This window comes from Micromonospora haikouensis (genome assembly GCF_900091595.1).
Taxonomy (GTDB): Bacteria; Actinomycetota; Actinomycetes; order Mycobacteriales; family Micromonosporaceae; genus Micromonospora; species Micromonospora haikouensis.
On the sequence record NZ_FMCW01000017.1, the window covers coordinates 47,441 to 62,766 of the forward strand.

Here is a 15,326-nt window from a genome sequence, read left to right on the forward strand (position 1 = left end):
TGCCCCGGCATGTCTCCCCGGAGCACCGGCGGGTGTCACCACCGCCCAGGCGAACGAACCGGCGGGCCGCGCCCGCCCCCCTGTGCCATCTCCATCATATGGGCCGGTCAAGCCGCCCGAATCGTCCGGGATGCCGATCTTCTGTCCCCGGCCGACGCATAGTGTCGACCCGTCCGCGCCGGCCGCGCGCGCCGTGAGGCGCGCGGGCCGCAGCCGCCGCGCGCCTGTCGACCCGGCACGCGCACGCCGAGGCGCCCGGCCAGGGCCGCGCGGGGCGACGCACGCAGGAATCGGGGGGCACCGTGTCGGAAGCAGCACACCAGATCGCCGTCGAGCAGCAGGTGGTCGACCGGGTGTACGCGCGCCTGGAGGTCATGCGCGAGCAGACGAGGCAGCTGAGCGCGGAGGGACACCGCCGCGCCGACTCCGGGCCGGTCACCGGCCTGGTCGAGCGGGACGCCATGGTCCTGGGCGCCGCCGCCAGGCTCGCGGAGCTCGACGGCCAGGAGGAGGGCATCGTCTTCGGCCGGCTGGACTTCGACGACGGTTACACCTACCGCATCGGCCGGCTCGGCGTACGCGACGAGGACCGGGAGCCGCTCGTCGTGGACTGGCGCGCGCCCGCCGCCGCGCCGTTCTACCGCGCCACCCCGGGCGAGCCGCTCGGGGTGGCACGACGCCGCGTCATCACCTGCGCGGGTGACCGGGTCGTCGGCCTCGACGACGAGGTCCTCACCACGCGGGACGTCGACGGCGTGGTCGGCGAGGGAGCCCTGCTCACGTCGCTGACCCGGGCGCGCGGCGAACACATGCGCGACATCGTCGCGACGATCCAACGCGAGCAGGACGAGGCGATCCGCGCCCCCGCGCACGGCGTCACGCTGATCACCGGCGGGCCGGGCACCGGCAAGACGCAGGTGGCCCTGCACCGCGCGGCCTACCTGCTCTACACCGACCGGGGCAGGCTCACCGACGGGCGGGTGCTGGTGGTCGGCCCGTCGACGGTGTTCATGGAGTACATCGGCAAGGTGCTGCCCGGGCTCGGCGAGGACAGCGTCCACCTGCGCGCGATCGGTGAGCTGTTCGACGGCGTCGTCGCCACCCGGCGGGACCCCGCCGCCGTGGCCCGGTCCAAGGGCGACCTGAAGATGGTGCGGGTGCTGGCCGACCTGGCCTGGGACACCCCGCCCCACGCGCCGGAGCACCTGCGCGGCCTCACCGCCGACGACCTGGCGAAGGCCCGCGTCGAGATCCGGCGCAGGTGCGAGGCCAGGGGCGTCACCGTCAACGGTGCGCGGGCCGAGGCCGCGCGGGTGCTCGCCGAACTACTGGACGGCCGGGAGGCGCCGGAGGCCTTCCTGAACGCGTGGTGGCCGCCGCTGACCCCGCAGGACGTCCTGCCCGCGCAGGACGGGCAGTGGTCGGTCGACGACGTCCCGCTGCTCGACGAGCTGGCCGAGATCCTGGGCAGGCCGCCGGAGCCGACCCGGGCCAAGCCGGAGTGGCAGCTCCGTGAGCTGCGCAGCGGCGCCCGCCTCGCGGAGACCTTCGTGCTGAGCTGGAGCCTCAACGACGGCTGGCAGCTCTTCGCGCCCGGCCTGGCCACGCCGATGGCGTCGTCCGGCCAGTCCATCGACCACAACGGCTACTGGTCGGCGCAGCGGTGGGCCGCCGCGATCATCCTGCGCGAGGGCCACCAGGTGGTGAGCTGGGTCGACGGCTTCGACCCGTACGGCGAGGAGGGCTACGTGCCGGTGCTGGCCGAGCCGTTGCCGGTGGCCGAGACCGAGGAACCCGTCGACGACGCCTACCTGCACGTCATCCTCGACGAGGCGCAGGACCTGTCGCCGATGGAGTGCCGGATGATCGCCCGCCGCGCCGCGCACGCCTCCATGACCATCGTGGGCGACCTCGGCCAGGCCACCCACCCGCTGGCCGCCGACTCCTGGCCGGAGCTGGTGCGGCGGCTGGGCAAGCGCGAGGCCAGGACGCTCGACCTGCCCACCGGCTACCGGGTGCCGCAGGTCATCGCCGACTTCGCCGCCCGTGCCCTCGCGCCGGGGATCCCGCCCACCCGGTCCTTCCGGCCCGACGGCAGCCTGGAGATCCGACAGGTCGACGACCTGGCCGAGGCGGTCGCCCGCGAGACGGGCACGGTCATCGCCCCCGACCACCTGGCGGACGCCCTGGACGCCGTACCCGTCAGCCAGGTCAAGGGCCTGGAGTACGACCGGGTGGTGCTGGTGGAGCCGGCCGACATCGTCGCCGCCGAGCCCCGCGGGATGAACCGCCTCTACGTCGCCCTCACCCGGGCCGTCGCGGAGCTGGTCGTCCTGCACACCAGGCCGCTGCCGGAGAACCTCACCGTCGGCGGGCCGCAGGCGGGCTGACCCGACCCGCCCGGCGCTCAGAAGACGGACATGAACTCGATCGGCCCCATCCTGGCCGACGCGAGGCGGCGGACCGACTCCGCCCCGTCCCGCACGGCCGCCACGAACAGCTCCTCCAACCGCCGGGCGTCGTCCTCGGCGAACACCGCCGGGTCGACGTGCACCTGCCGCAGCTCGCCCAGCCCGGACAGGGTCACCGTCACCAGTCCCCCGCCGGCCCGGCCCGTCACCGACGTGCGGCCCAGCTCCTCCTGGGCGCTGGCCATCCGCTGCCGCAGCCGCTCGGCGCGGTCCAGCACGGCCCTGACCTCAGCTTGCACGCTCGCCTCCTGCGGGTTGCCGGGTGATCTGTTCCGCCGCCGCGGCCCGGCTCAGCCGGGGGCCCTGCGGCAGCACCGCCAGCAGCTGGCGGGGAAAGGGGACGGGCGGTCGCCCGCCGAGTTGGAGCGCCGCCACCGCCTGCGCGTCGGCGAGCGGGAACGCGACGCCGCCGTCGGAGATCAGCGACATCCCGGGCGCAGGGCCCGTCCCGTCGCCCGGGACGGCGACGACGAGCATGCCGGAGGCGGGTCCCGCGTGCACGAAGCCCCGCCCCCGGGCGTCGACCGCGGCCTGCTCGCGCGGGGCCAGGACGACCGTGCTGGCGTACGTGCTGGCCGACGTGGGCTGCTGCCGCAGGCACAGCACCCGGCCGCCCGGGTCCTGCCACCCGGCCGCCGACAGGTCGGGCAGGCGGGACAGCAGCGAGCGGTCCGCCGACCTGGGCGCCCCGGCCAGCGCGGCGGTGTCCAGCTCGATCGCGGCCCCGGCCGGCCCCGCCTCCAGGAACAGGGCCTCGGTGCGGTTCACCGGGGCGAGGCCGTCGGCGCGCAGCACGAAGTAGCGCCGCTCGCCGGAGGCCAGCTCCTGCCGGTACAGGGTGCCGATCGGGCGGCTGCGGCCGCCGACCTGCGGGCCCGCCGCGCCGGCCCCCGCGATGGTGGCCGCCCGCAGCGCCGGGCCGTCCGGGAGCCAGTCGAGCCACCGCTGCGGTGCCCGGACCGGGCGGGCGTCGAGGGCGCCGAGCGCGACCGGGACCACGTCGTCGAGCACCCGGTGCTTCACGCCGGCGTGGATCAGGAACCGCGCCCCGTCCGGCCCCCGCACCAGCAGGAACCGCCCGGCGGGCAGCGGCTCCGCGACCGCGCGCGGGTCGAGGTTGACGCCGAGGGACTCGCCGGGGGTGTCGACGACCGAGCCGGGCAGGCAGGCCAGCCACGGACCGGTGGTCAGCTCGGCCGGCGACGGCACGAGCTGCGGGGCGTCCGCGATCCCCAGGGCCGGGCCGCGCGGGACGTCCCGCAGCGAGTTGCGGGAGATCAGCTTGACCTTCGCCTGGCCGCCCTGCAGCAGCATCGCCGACGCCAGGTTCGGGGTGGGGTGCAGCACCCCGTCGAGATAGACGTACCGCGTGCCGGACTCCTTCTCGACGAGGATCGCGCCCCTCTCCCGGAAGGCCGCGCTGCCGCCCGGGACGATCCAGCCGTAGACGCCGAACCCGGCCGCGACGAGCACCGCGACCAGGATGCCGAAGCCGAGACCGGTCAGGGCCCGCCGGGCCGGGAAGACCGCCGTGCCGGGGTCGCCGAGCACGAGGGCGCAGCTGAGCCGGTCCATCATGAACTGGTACGCGTGGACGTGGTCCCGCTGGGTCTGCATCCCCGCCCCTAACCGAACAGGCCCCGGGCCCAGGCGTAGACGCCCAGGACGTGCGCCAGCAACGGAAGCACCGCCAGCCCGGTCGTGACGTCGAAGAACGTCGCCAGGTACTCCCAGATCGGCAGCATCCGGCGCGGCCACGGCCGGATCGCCGCGAGCACCAGCGCCACGACGAGACAGGCCAGGGCGACGAGCAGGCCCAGCCGTGCCCCCGGCGTCGCCCGCGCGGCGAACATCATGACCACCAGCAGGAGTCCCGATCCTCCGGCGGCCACCAGCGCCACCCGCTGCCACAGGCCCGTGAACGTCCGGGCCCGCAGCAGGACCGCGCTGGCCAGGACCGTCACGAGGGTCCAGCCGACCCAGCCCGGCGTCGCCATGACGAACAGGAAGAGCACCGGCAGCAGCAGCGCCGCGACGACCATCGTCACGGTCAGGTAGGTGTCGGCCAGGTAGGTGCGGTCCCGGACCTCGTCCGACGGCGCGGGCTCGATGTCGACGGTCATGTCGGCACCCGTCTTGGGCAGCTGCGGCCCCCGCAGCCCGGACATCCGGATCGCCGCCCTGGGTGCCAGCACCACGGCGACGACCACCGCCGTGGCCGCCACCGCCGCGGCCCGCTCAGCGCTCATGCCCATCGTGGCGTGCAGCGAGATCACGCAGACCACGACCAGCGCGGCGACGATCACCACGAGGAACGGCGCGAGCGGCAGCGCCGGGGCGACCGTACGCTGGGCGACGATCAACAGCACGGCCACGGCGGTGGCGGCCACCGCGGCGGCGCTGCCGGCCTCCGCCGTGACCGCGATCCGCTCCGGCGCGCCGTCGACGGCCGCGGCGGCGGCCAGGGCCGCGAAGGCCGCGGACGCCACGGCGAACACCAGCGACAGCGCCGGGTCGGCCAGCCGTCGGGCGATCCGCAACGCGGCGGCGCCGCAGGCGACGGCCAGCACGGCGGTGCCGGCCACCTGGGCCGGCAGCGGCCCGCGCGCCGCCGACGCGTACCCGAGCAGGCCGAGCGCCACGGCGGCGAGCGCGAGGAAGAGCCGGCGGCGGTGGTGCGGCTGCCAGCGGTCCGCGCGGCGGTTGACGCTGGTGGCGATGCCGTCGGCCAGGTCGTCGAAGTCCAGCTCCGGCAGCGGGTCCTCGGCCGGGCGCAGCACGAGTTCCTCGCCCTCCAGCCAGTCGAGGCTCTCCGGCGTGCCGGCCAGGTCGAACGGGGCCTCGCCGACCCGCTGCAACACCCACCCGGGCGCGCCGTCCGCGTCGGTGGCCGGGCCCGCCGTCGCCGTGTGTCGCAGCAGGATCGGCAGCAGCGTCGCGACCGGGGTGCCCGACGGCACGGCCAGGTCCACCTTCCGCCGCGGGCCGGTCACGGTGATCCGGCAGAGGTCGTTGTCCAGTGTGCTGTTCACGTCATCTCCCGGTGGTCACGAAGCCGGTCTGGACCAGGCGTACGCCGCGCCGGGTCACCAGTTGGGCGCGGCCGGCCGGCAACTGTCGCGGTGTGGCCTCGCCGAGGAACCTGCCCTCCTCCTTGGGGTAGGAGAACAGCAGGGCGGGGCTGCCGAGCTCCCACAGCCGGCGGATGACCGGGTCCATCATCGCCCGCATCGCCCCGGACGTGCTCCGGGCGACGATCAGGTGCAGGCCGATGTAGGCGCCCTGGGCCAGCAGCGGCAGCAGCGGGTCGAGGGTCGAGCCGGCGCCGACGCCCCTGGTCATCAGGTCGTAGTCGTCGACGACGACGAACAGCTCCGGGCCCTGCCACCAGTCCCGGCGGCGCATCCGCTCCGACGAGACGTCCGGGCCGGGGATGCGGCGGCTCATCGACACCGCCGCCTGGCCCGCCAGCTCCAACAGCCTGTCGCCGGTGAGGCCGGTGCCGACCTGGTAGTCGGCCGGCAGGGCGGTGTCCAGGTCCCGCCGGGTGTCGCCCAGCACGACCTTCGCCTCGTCCGGGCCGTAGCGGCGGCGGACCGCGTCCAGCACCAGGCGCAGCGCGTTGGACTTCCCGGTCTCGGCGTCGCCGAACACCAGCAGGTGCGGGGTGGTCAGGAAGTCGTGCCACACCGGGGCGAGGCGCTGCTCGTCGCGGCCCACGCACACCCTGAACTCGGGCTCCGGCGGCGGAAGCTGGGCGACGGGCAGCCGGGTGGGCAGCAGCCGCACCTCGGGGGCGAGGCGACCCGGCCAGAACACCCGGATCTCCTCGGTCACCGCCTTGGTGGCCTCCGCCAGGTCGTCGACCGCCGAGCTGCCGTCCATCCGGGGCAGGGCGGTCAGGAAGTGCAGGCCGTCCGCGGTGATGCCGCGCCCCGGCTGGTTCGGCACGGTGGCCGCCTTGCGCGAGCCCACCTCCGACTCCATCGAGTCGCCGAGACGCAGCTCGATCTTCGTGCCCAGCAGGTCCCGCAGCCAGGTCCGCAGCTCCGACCAGCGGGTCGCGGTGACGACGAGGTGGATGCCGAACGACAGGCCACGGGAGGCCAGCTCGCCGATCCGCTGCTCCAGGTCGGGGTAGTCCTGCTTCACCGTGTACCAGCCGTCGACGACGAGGAACACGTGCCCGAACGGGTCGTCGATCGCGCCCGCCGCCCGCTGCGCCAGGTAGGTGGCGACCGAGTCGATGCCCCGCTCGCCGAACTCGGCCTCCCGCCGCTCCAGGACCTGCCGGACCTCCTCGACGGTGCGGACCACCCGGTCGCGTTCCAGCCGGGTCGCGACGGAGCCGACGTGCGGCAGCCCGGCCACCGCCGCCAGGCCGCCGCCGCTGAAGTCGAGGCCGTAGACCTGCACCTCCTCGGGGGTGTGGGTCACCGCCAGCGACAGGATCAGGGTGCGCAGCAGGGTCGACTTGCCGCTCTGCGGCGCGCCGGCGACGCCGACGTGCCCGTCGGCCCCGGACAGGTCCGCGACGAACAGCTCGCGGAGCTGGTCCTGCGGCCGGTCGACGATCCCGACCGGCACCCGCAGGCGTCCGCGCAGCGCCGGGTCCCCGACGGTCGCGCCCCGCGCCGGGTCCGGGACGACGCTGGGCAGCAGCGTGTCCAGGCTGGGCGGGTCGGACAGCGGCGGCAGCCACACCTGGCGGGCCGGCGGGCCCGACCCCGCCAGCCGGCCGACGAGGACGTCGACGAGGCTGGGGCCGGTGGCCTCCTCGTCGGGCACCGCCCCGTCCGCCGGCTCGGCCACGGGGGCGTCCGCCCGCGCCGGGTCGTGCCGGACGCGGGCCTGCCGGGTGCCGAACAGGACCACGTCGGCGGGCTCCCGGGCCTGCCGGCCGGGCTCGGCCACGACCGGGCGCCCGCCGGTGTACGGGCCGGACACGTACGCCGACTTGAACCGGACCAGGTTGCTGGTGTCGACCTTCAGGTAGCCGTTGCCCGGCTCGGACGGCAGCTCGTAGGCGGAGCCGACGCCGATGACGGCGCGGGACTCCATGGTGGAGAACGTCCGCAGGGCCAGCCGGTAGGACAGGTGCCCCTCGACCCGGTTGATCCGGCCCTCGTCGAGCCGCTGCGAGGCGAGCAGCAGGTGGACGCCGAGGCTGCGGCCCAACCGGCCGATGGAGACGAAGAGGTCCATGAACTCGCTCTTGCTGGACAGCAGCTCGCTGAACTCGTCGACGACGACCAGCAGCACCGGGAACGGCACGAGCGGGGCGCCCGCCGCGCGGGCCTTCTCGTAGTCGAACAGCGACGCGTGGCCGCTGGCCCGCAGCACCTCCTGCCGCCGCGTCAGCTCGCCGTTGAGCGCGTCCTGCATCCGGTCGACCAGGGGCAGCTCGTCGGCCAGGTTGGTGATGACGGCCGAGGTGTGCGGCAGCCGCTCCATGCCGAGGAACGTCGCCCCGCCCTTGAAGTCCACCAGGACGAGGTTGAGGATCTCGGAGGAGTGGGTGGCGGCGAGCGCGCAGACCAGGGTACGCAGCAGCTCGCTCTTGCCCGAGCCGGTGGCGCCGATGAGGAGCCCGTGCGGGCCCATCCCGCCCTGGGCGGACTCCTTCAGGTCGAGCTCGATGACCTCGCCGTCGGCGGTGACCCCGATCGGCACGGTGAGCCGGGACCGTTGCGGCTGCCGGCCGCGCCACGACGCCTGCACGTCGAAGGTGTGCGCGTCGCGGATACCGAGCAGGGTGGTCAGGTCGAAGCTCGACTCCAGGGGCTTCTCGACCGCTTCGAGGGTGCCGCTGGTCCGCTTCGGCGCGATGACGCGGGCCAGCGCCTCGGCCGGCACCACGCCGAGACCGTCACGCTCGGCCGACCGCGTCTCGTCACCGGCGGGGAAGGCGACCTCGGTGTCCCGCACGTCGAGCCGCAGCACCCTCGGCCCGCCGGGCAGGGCCCCGGTCAGGTCGAGCAGCACGACGTTGCGCAGCCCCGCGCCGTACAGGCGGGAGCTGTCCGGAAGCCGCGCCAGGTAGGCCAGGATGACGACGAACGGCTCCGCCGAGCTGGGCCGGGCCGACTGGTCGTGGTCGCCGCGGTCGACCACCTCCTGCCCGAGCAGCTCCATCAGCTCGTCGTGGCCGGCGGCGAAGAGCCGCGCCGGGCCGGCGGCGTCGTGGGCGGTGGGGTGCGCGTTGTGCGGCAGCCACTTGATCCAGTCCCATTCGGCGCGGTGCTCCTCGGCGGCCAGCACCGCGATCCGCAGCTCGTCGGGGGCGTGGAACGTGGCCAGCTGGGCGAGCATCGCCCGCGCCAGTTCGGCCGCCGGGCCGCCCTCACCCTCGAACTCGATGCTGGTGAAGCTGCGCAGACCGACGGCGATCGGCACGCCCGACACCGTGCGGTACGCCTCGGAGAAGCGGCGCAGGGAGATCGACGAGAGGGGTTCGAGATCCTCGATCGGCTTGGTGGTCGGGGGCAGGAACCGCATCATCGCGTTCTGCCGGCCCAGGCCGATCCGCACCCTGCCGAAGTCGTCGTGGCTCGGCCGGCGTTCCCAGAGGCGGCTGCTCATCGCCACCGACCAGAGCGTGTCCGGCTGGGGGTTGTCCCACAGCACGGCCTGCCGGTGCTGGTTGGCGGCCTTGCGGGCCTGCCGGCGGAGCTGGGTGACGTAGCGCAGGAAGTCCCGCCGTTCACCGCGCATCTTGCGCTTGCGGTCGGCGGCGGCCCGGCCGATCTGGACCAGCCCCATGAACAGCATCCCGGCGGCCATCGCACCGCCCATGACGTACAGGATGGGGGTGCGGTTGAACAGGCCGAACATCATCATCATGCCGCCCATGCCCAGGCCCATCGGGACCATCATGGCGAACGACCGGAAGTCCAGCGGGGCCTCCTCGGCCATCAGCGGGGGCTCCTGGAGCTCGACCTCCCCGTCCGGGGCCTCCGGTCCGGCGGCACGCGGCGGCCGCTTGACGGTGATCGTGTTCACGTGCACCCTCCTCGGGTCCGGCTGCTCATCCGCCGCCCCAGGCGTCGTCCTCCCGCAGCAGCGTGACCGCGTACCGCGTGTCCTTCCCGGCGTCCTTCGCCGGCTCCTCGCCCATGGGGTCGTCGGCGGCGACGTCGGCCGGGCCGGCGGCGGGCCGGCGTCCGGCGCGCCCGGCCGCCCTGCGCTCCTCCGCCTCCGCCTCGGCCCGGGCCCGCCGCTCCGCCTCGGCCCGGGCGCGCAGCTCGGCCCGTTCCGCCGCGGTGTAGTCCGGCCCGCCGCAGCGGGGCGGCTGTTCCTCGGCGAGGGGCGTGCCCCGCCGGTCCCACCGCCAGGTGCGGACCGGTTCCGGCCGGCTACGCATCCGTCCCCCGGTCCGCCCGGTCCGGGTCGGCGGCCGGCAGGTCCGCGCCGGCCAGCCACCACCGTTCGCCCGGCGCGTCCCAGGCGCTGGTGTCCTCAGGCTCGCCGGTCGGGCGTACCACCGGCACCCGGTCCGGAGCCGGCGCGTCGTCGGCGGCCCAGCTCGCCGGGGCCTCGATCAGCAGCTCGGCGGCCTCGGGCCGCTCGGCCTTCTCGCGTTCTCCGGGCCCGGGCACCGAACCGACCGGTGCGGCCGCCCACCCCGGCCGCACCGGCGCGGCGGGGCCGCCCGGTGGGTCGACGGCGCGCTCCGGGCCGGGGACACGCTCCGGGCCGGCGGCACGCTTCGCGCCGGGCTTGCGCTGCGGCTCGGGGTCACCCTGCGGGCCGGCGGCCCGCGACGGCACGGGCAGCGGCACCGGCACCGGCAGGTCCTGGTGCCAGCCCGGTTCGGGGTCGAGCAGTTCGGCGGCGTCCGGCCGCTCCGGCGCGGCACGCCCGTCGGGATCGGCCGGTGCGGCCGGCGGCGCCACCACCGGCGGCAGGCCGGATCCACCGGCCGGCGCGCCCTGCGGGGCGTCCGGCGCGTCGACGCCGTCCGGCACCGGAGGCTGCCAGGTCTGCGGCTCGCCCTCGACCAGTCCGGAGGCGTCCGGACGGTCGGGCGCACCGCCCCCCGCGCCACCGGGCGCACCCGACGGCGGCGGCAGGAACGGGGGCACGCCGCCGGTGGCCGCCGGGGCGGGCGGCAGCGGGGACGCGCCGAGCCCGCTGCCCCCGGCCTCCGTGCCGCCCGGCGAGTGCGGCACGTCGACGCCGCCCGAGAGCGGCGGGTCCCAGGTCTGCGGCTCCCCCTCGACCAGGCCGGACGCGTCCGGACGGTCGGGCGCACCGCCCCCCGCGCCACCCGGCGCACCCGACGGCGGCGGCAGGAACGGGGGCGCCCCGGAGGTGCCGTCCGGCCTGCCGCCACCGGTCGCGTCGGGCGGATCCACGCCGCCGAGCACCGGCGGGGCGAGCCCACCGGGCCCGTCCACGCCGGGCGGGTCGACCGTCGGCGGAGCGTCGACGCCCGGTGCCTCGAACCCCGGGAGCCCGCCGCCGTTCTGGCCGTCCGGCACCCCGCCGCTGCGGGGCGGTGGCGTGCCGGTCGGTGCCGACGGCGGCCCGCCGGGCCGGTCCACGCGCGGCGGGGGCGTGGTCACCGGCGGCGTGCCGCCGGGCGGTCGCGGGGAGCCGACCGGCAGGGGCGTCGGCGGCCTCGTCACCACCGGAGGGGACGTCACCGGCGGCCGCGTCGTCACCGGCGGCGTCACGACCGGGGCCGTCACCGTGGGCTTCGGCGGCGGCGTCACCACCGGGGACCTCGACGGCGGCCTCGTCACCGGCGGCGTCACCACGGGCGCGGAGGTCGACACCGGCGGCCTCGTCACCGGCGGCGTCGCCACCGGGGGGACCGTCGCCGAGGGTCGCGGCGTCACCGGCGGCGTCACCACCGGGGCCGTCAACGACGGCTTCGTCGGCGGCGGCGTGACCGTCGGCGGCTTGGCGGTGGTCGTCGGCGGCTTGGTCGAGGTGGGAGGCGGCGTGCCGGTCGGCGGCTTCGTGGGCGAGGGTTTCGGGGGCGGTGGCTTCGTGGTCGTCGTCGGCGGCTTGGTGGTGGTGGCCGGCGGCGTCGTCGTGGGCCTGGTCGTGGTCGTCGGCGGTGTCGTCTGGAAGTTCTGGCTCGGGGTCGGTGGGACCACCCGGCCGTACGTGAGCTGGTACTGACCGGCGAGCGTGTCCACCACCTCGAACATCTGGGCGGTCATCGGCTTGACGTACTCGGTCGAGCTGATCGCGACGAGCCCGGTGTCGGTCACCCCCGCGCCGTTCGCCTTGGCGATCTCCGCCCAGCCGACGTCGATCGTCTCCATGGCGTTCTGCGCCCAGGCGAGGTAGTTGGCGCTGTTCCAGAGCTGGTCGGGAACCGATCCGGTGCCCCCGCTGCCGCCCCCGCCCGCGATCCGTTCAGCGTTGGCCCCGAGGTAGTCGGCGAACAACTGCATCTTGGCGAGGAACGCCTCGGCGGCCACTCCCGCCCACGCCCGGTCCTCGCCCGCGATCGCGTGCGCCTGGTCGTAGATGAACGACTCCAGCCAGGACAGCAGCTCGTACGCGTACTGAAAGGCGCCGTAGGCGTCGGCGAGGGACTGCGCGTCAACGATGCCGCTGGCGATAGCCGTCTTCTCCGCCCCGGAGATGGCGGTGGCCGACACCCCGACGACCGAGGCCTTCAGCTTCTTCCACTGCGGCGGGTCGCTGTTGGCCCAGTCGACGTAGTCGTTGAGATCCTTGGCGGTGGCCGCCGTGCTGCCGAAGACGGCGTCCGGATCGATGTTCGGCCGCTTCCAGTCGGCATCGGGGTCGGAGTTGTTGTCCGCCACGGTTCATCCTCGATCCATCTGAAGTACGACCGGCTGGCTACGGCCGGCTCTTCCCTACGGCTGGTCGGTGGTGCCCTCGTCGTCGCCGTCGCCACCGGTCGAGCCGCCCGGCACGCCCGAACTGTTGTTGCCGTAGTCCTTGAACATGCCGATCTTGGACCAGGTGTCCCGCATGGCGTTGTCGAACCTGGCGGCGGTCAGCTTGTTGAGGTCCTCGGCGCTCTCGTATTCCCGCAGCATGGCGCGCAGGTTCCTGGCGAGGCCGACGAGTGCCTGGTCGACCGCGTTGAGGAAGCCGATGGTGTCGCCCTTGAGGCCGTAGTTGGTGGTGGAGCCGCTGGGTCCGGTGATCACCTCCCGCAGGGCGACGGCGTGACCGAAGGTGCCCGGTTTGATGTCCAGCACCGACAGTTTCCGCACCGCCTGGGTGAGTGACCCGTCCTCGGTGATGCTCTCGATCTGTCGGCAGAAGTATTCGATGGCCGCCGAACTGATGACGACCTCGCCCCGGTCGCCCGACCTTCCGTACACGCCCGTCGGCGGCTCGAAGTCGATGGGCGGCTTGTCCGTGTAGTGGCGCTCCGGGTCGTAGTCGCCGGGGTCGGGGGCCGGATTCTCGACGAGCTTCTCCCACTTGTCCTGCGGGAGGATGTGGTCCCGGTAGTAGATCCAGATGTTGGTCTCGTACTGGGTGTACTCGTTGTCCATGAAGTTGTCTGCGGCGTCCTCCCGCATACGCACCACGGTGTCGAACGCCCAGCCAGGATAGTGATCGCCGTCGAAGCGGTCGAGCAGCCTCAGGCTCTTGATGGCTTCGTCGTTCGGCGTGCTGTAGTCGACCATCTGACCTCCAGAACACGATGACCAGGAATGGCGCCGGCCGGGTGGGCGTCGAGGCCGCCGTCACGCGGCAGCCCCGACGCGCGGTCACCCGCCCCGGACGTCGTTCCAGATCTTCGCCGCGTTCTGTTCGGTGGTGCCGTAGTTGTCCGCGATGCTGAGCAGCGTCTGCCGCGCCGAATCCAGCGCGACCGTCATCTGGGCGGCCGCCGCGTTCCAGGCCGCCTTCGACACCTGGTACTGCTCCTGCGCCGCGCCGGTCCATTCGCCGAGCGTCCGCTCGACATTGCCCTCCATCTCGGCCAGCGCGGAGGTGATACGCCCGTTGATCCCGTTCATGTCGGTCAGCGTGGCGTCGGCCTGGGTGAAGCTGAAACGGTAGTTCGACATCGGTCAGATCCTTTCTCGACGGTTCGGTCAGAAGCCCGGCAGCGCCTGCGCGAAGGACGCCGCCGTGGAGGACGCCTCGTCCTCGGCGGCCGAGTAGGACCGGGTGTTGACACCCATGGTCTCCATGATGGTCAGCAGCTCGTTGATCACCTTCTGGAACGCGTTCTCCCAGGCGTCCATGGCCGCGTTGAACTGAGCCGACGCCTCCCCGGTCCAGGACGCCTGGAGCATTCCCATCTGGTCGTTGACGTTGCGCAGGTGAGTGGTGAACTCCTCTGCCCGGCTGGCGAACTCCTGGGCCGCCTGCTGCATGCCCGGTTCGTTGGTCTGCACCACTGGCATCGTCACAGCGAATCTCCTCCGAACGGTCGTTCCGCGATGACACCGCGCGGTCGGCGATCCGGTTCCGCGGGCGTCGGCGACAGTTTTGCCAACCGACCTACCCGTCGGGAGGCTTCCGCCGACGGGACTGCCCGTTCGACGCCCCGGATTGCCTCCCGGTGCCCTGTCGGCACACTCGGGAAGATCCGCTGCCTGTTCCGCCCTGATCAGTCGTCGGCGCCTTGGCCACGGCCGCCGCCGGTCCTGTACTGGGGGCCGCGTCCGGCGAAGGAGGAGCGCGTGGAGTTCAGCGAGCGCATCGAAAGCCTGTTCCAGCGGTACCAGCAGCAACGCGACGGCCTCGGCGCCCTGCGGCGACGGATGCGGTCGATCGCCGTCACCCGCACGTCGCCGCGGCGCGAGGTGTCCGTGACCGTGGGGCACAACGGCGTCGTCTCGGACATCTCCTTCCCCACCAACGCCTACCGCCGGCTCGCGCCGGCCGAGCTGCGCACCCTGCTCATGCAGACCATCGGGGAGGCGAGGGAGGAGGCCCAGTCACAGGCCGCGGCGGTCATCGCGCCCCTGCTGCCGGACGGGCTGAACGCCCGGGACCTGATCAGCGGCGACGTGGACACCGACACGCTGCTGCCGCCGCAGCCACGAATGGTCAACAGCGTCCGGCAGCAGCTGGGGCTGGGGCGGGTGTCGGGATGAGCGGCGACCTCTTCGTCGACCCGGAGGGCCTGGGCCGCCTCGGGGACCAGTACCGCGGCCGGGCGGACGCGTTCCGCCAGCTCCAGGCGTACATCGAGGCCCTGCGCCACACGTACGGGACCAGTTGGGGCACCGACGACCTGGGCCAGCAGTTCGCCGAGAAGTTCGTCGCCGGGCTGCTCGCGCTGGAGAACATCGTCGGCGCGGCGGCCGACACGCTCGACTACACGGCCGACGGCCTGACCGTCTCCGGCACGACCTTCCGGGGCGCCGACGACGACGCGTACGGCGCCGGCCGCAAACTCGGGACCGTCTTCGGGAACCTCCGCCCGAACTCCGGCACCAACCCCGCCACGGACAACCGCCGCTACGAGAAGCTACGGCCGGCGCTGCTGCGTACCGTGCCGGACCGACTGGAGCCGGAACGGCTGAGGCCGGGGCTGGTCCTCACCGTGCCGGCGGGCACGCTCAGCTCCTCGGTCCTCGCCCCGGCGCTGCCGCCGGACGCCGAGGTCATGGTCGGCGGCGTGCCGGTGGGCGACCACCAGCAGGTGGTGTACTTCCGGGAGGTCGCGCCGGGCACCGTGCGGGTGGACACCAACCACTACCGCGCGATCACCCCCCTGCCGCCCGGGACGGACGTGCGGCTGGGCGGCACGCCGTTCGAAGTGAAGGACGGCTACCAGCTGTTCCTGGTGGAACGCGCGCCGGCCGACGGTCCGCCCGCCGGGCCCACGTACGTCGACTACCACCCCGACGGCACGTCCGAGCCGTACGGCACGGCTCAGGGATAGCGCCC

Annotated in this window: 12 protein-coding genes; 3 read left to right on the top strand and 9 right to left on the bottom strand. The window is 74.4% G+C overall.

Features of this window, described 5'->3' with window-relative positions; genetic code table 11:
* Positions 1-302 precede the first annotated feature (302 nt).
* Positions 303-2,390, top strand: a complete 2,088-nt coding sequence (locus tag GA0070558_RS18375; protein WP_091281685.1) for a HelD family protein — start codon at positions 303-305, stop codon at positions 2,388-2,390.
* A gap of 17 nt (positions 2,391-2,407) precedes the next feature.
* On the opposite strand, the gene GA0070558_RS18380 is transcribed toward GA0070558_RS18375, so the two are convergent.
* The 9 genes from GA0070558_RS18380 to GA0070558_RS18425 form a co-directional block, all read right to left on the bottom strand.
* Positions 2,408-2,710, bottom strand: a complete 303-nt coding sequence (locus GA0070558_RS18380; RefSeq protein ID WP_141722242.1) for a YbaB/EbfC family nucleoid-associated protein — start codon at positions 2,708-2,710, stop codon at positions 2,408-2,410.
* Positions 2,700-4,088: a type VII secretion protein EccB gene (gene eccB, locus GA0070558_RS18385; RefSeq protein ID WP_091281691.1), complete on the bottom strand. Its 1,389-nt coding sequence runs from the start codon at positions 4,086-4,088 to the stop codon at positions 2,700-2,702. The genes GA0070558_RS18380 and eccB overlap by 11 nt, the downstream gene beginning before the upstream one ends.
* Before the next feature lie 8 nt (positions 4,089-4,096).
* Complete coding sequence (eccD, locus tag GA0070558_RS18390) at positions 4,097-5,503, bottom strand: type VII secretion integral membrane protein EccD (protein WP_091281695.1); 1,407 nt, start codon at positions 5,501-5,503, stop codon at positions 4,097-4,099.
* A gap of 1 nt (position 5,504) precedes the next feature.
* Complete coding sequence (eccCa, locus tag GA0070558_RS18395) at positions 5,505-9,473, bottom strand: type VII secretion protein EccCa (protein ID WP_091281698.1); 3,969 nt, start codon at positions 9,471-9,473, stop codon at positions 5,505-5,507.
* A 25-nt stretch (positions 9,474-9,498) separates the two neighbouring features.
* The gene (locus tag GA0070558_RS18400; protein WP_141722243.1) at positions 9,499-9,834 is read right to left on the bottom strand and encodes a hypothetical protein; all 336 of its coding nucleotides are present in this window, start codon (positions 9,832-9,834) and stop codon (positions 9,499-9,501) included.
* Entirely contained in the window at positions 9,827-12,259 is a 2,433-nt protein-coding gene (locus GA0070558_RS33445; protein ID WP_176734262.1) for a hypothetical protein, read from the bottom strand. The genes GA0070558_RS18400 and GA0070558_RS33445 overlap by 8 nt, the downstream gene beginning before the upstream one ends.
* A 54-nt stretch (positions 12,260-12,313) precedes the next feature.
* Entirely contained in the window at positions 12,314-13,102 is a 789-nt protein-coding gene (locus GA0070558_RS18415; RefSeq protein ID WP_077937379.1) for a hypothetical protein, read from the bottom strand.
* A gap of 84 nt (positions 13,103-13,186) precedes the next feature.
* Positions 13,187-13,489, bottom strand: a complete 303-nt coding sequence (locus GA0070558_RS18420; RefSeq protein ID WP_091281709.1) for a WXG100 family type VII secretion target — start codon at positions 13,487-13,489, stop codon at positions 13,187-13,189.
* A 27-nt stretch (positions 13,490-13,516) separates the two neighbouring features.
* Positions 13,517-13,837 carry a WXG100 family type VII secretion target gene (locus tag GA0070558_RS18425; protein ID WP_074478817.1) on the bottom strand — a complete coding sequence of 107 codons (321 nt, stop codon included), beginning with the start codon at positions 13,835-13,837 and terminating at the stop codon, positions 13,517-13,519.
* A gap of 273 nt (positions 13,838-14,110) precedes the next feature.
* Between GA0070558_RS18425 and GA0070558_RS18430 the strand changes: the two genes are divergently transcribed.
* Positions 14,111-14,527: a YbaB/EbfC family nucleoid-associated protein gene (locus tag GA0070558_RS18430; RefSeq protein WP_091281714.1), complete on the top strand. Its 417-nt coding sequence runs from the start codon at positions 14,111-14,113 to the stop codon at positions 14,525-14,527.
* A complete protein-coding gene (locus GA0070558_RS18435) occupies positions 14,524-15,321 on the top strand; it encodes a hypothetical protein (protein ID WP_091281719.1) in 798 nt (265 codons plus the stop codon). The genes GA0070558_RS18430 and GA0070558_RS18435 overlap by 4 nt, the downstream gene beginning before the upstream one ends.
* Positions 15,322-15,326: the final 5 nt, after the last annotated feature.

Bases quoted from the DNA above. Each gene is read 5' to 3' on its own strand.
- eccB (WP_091281691.1), bottom strand. From the start codon at position 4,088: ATGCAGACCCAGCGGGACCACGTCCACGCGTACCAGTTCATGATGGAC.
- GA0070558_RS18400 (WP_141722243.1), bottom strand. From the start codon at position 9,834: ATGCGTAGCCGGCCGGAACCGGTCCGCACCTGGCGGTGGGACCGGCGG.
- GA0070558_RS18415 (WP_077937379.1), bottom strand. From the start codon at position 13,102: ATGGTCGACTACAGCACGCCGAACGACGAAGCCATCAAGAGCCTGAGG.
- GA0070558_RS18420 (WP_091281709.1), bottom strand. From the start codon at position 13,489: ATGTCGAACTACCGTTTCAGCTTCACCCAGGCCGACGCCACGCTGACC.
- GA0070558_RS18435 (WP_091281719.1), top strand. From the start codon at position 14,524: ATGAGCGGCGACCTCTTCGTCGACCCGGAGGGCCTGGGCCGCCTCGGG.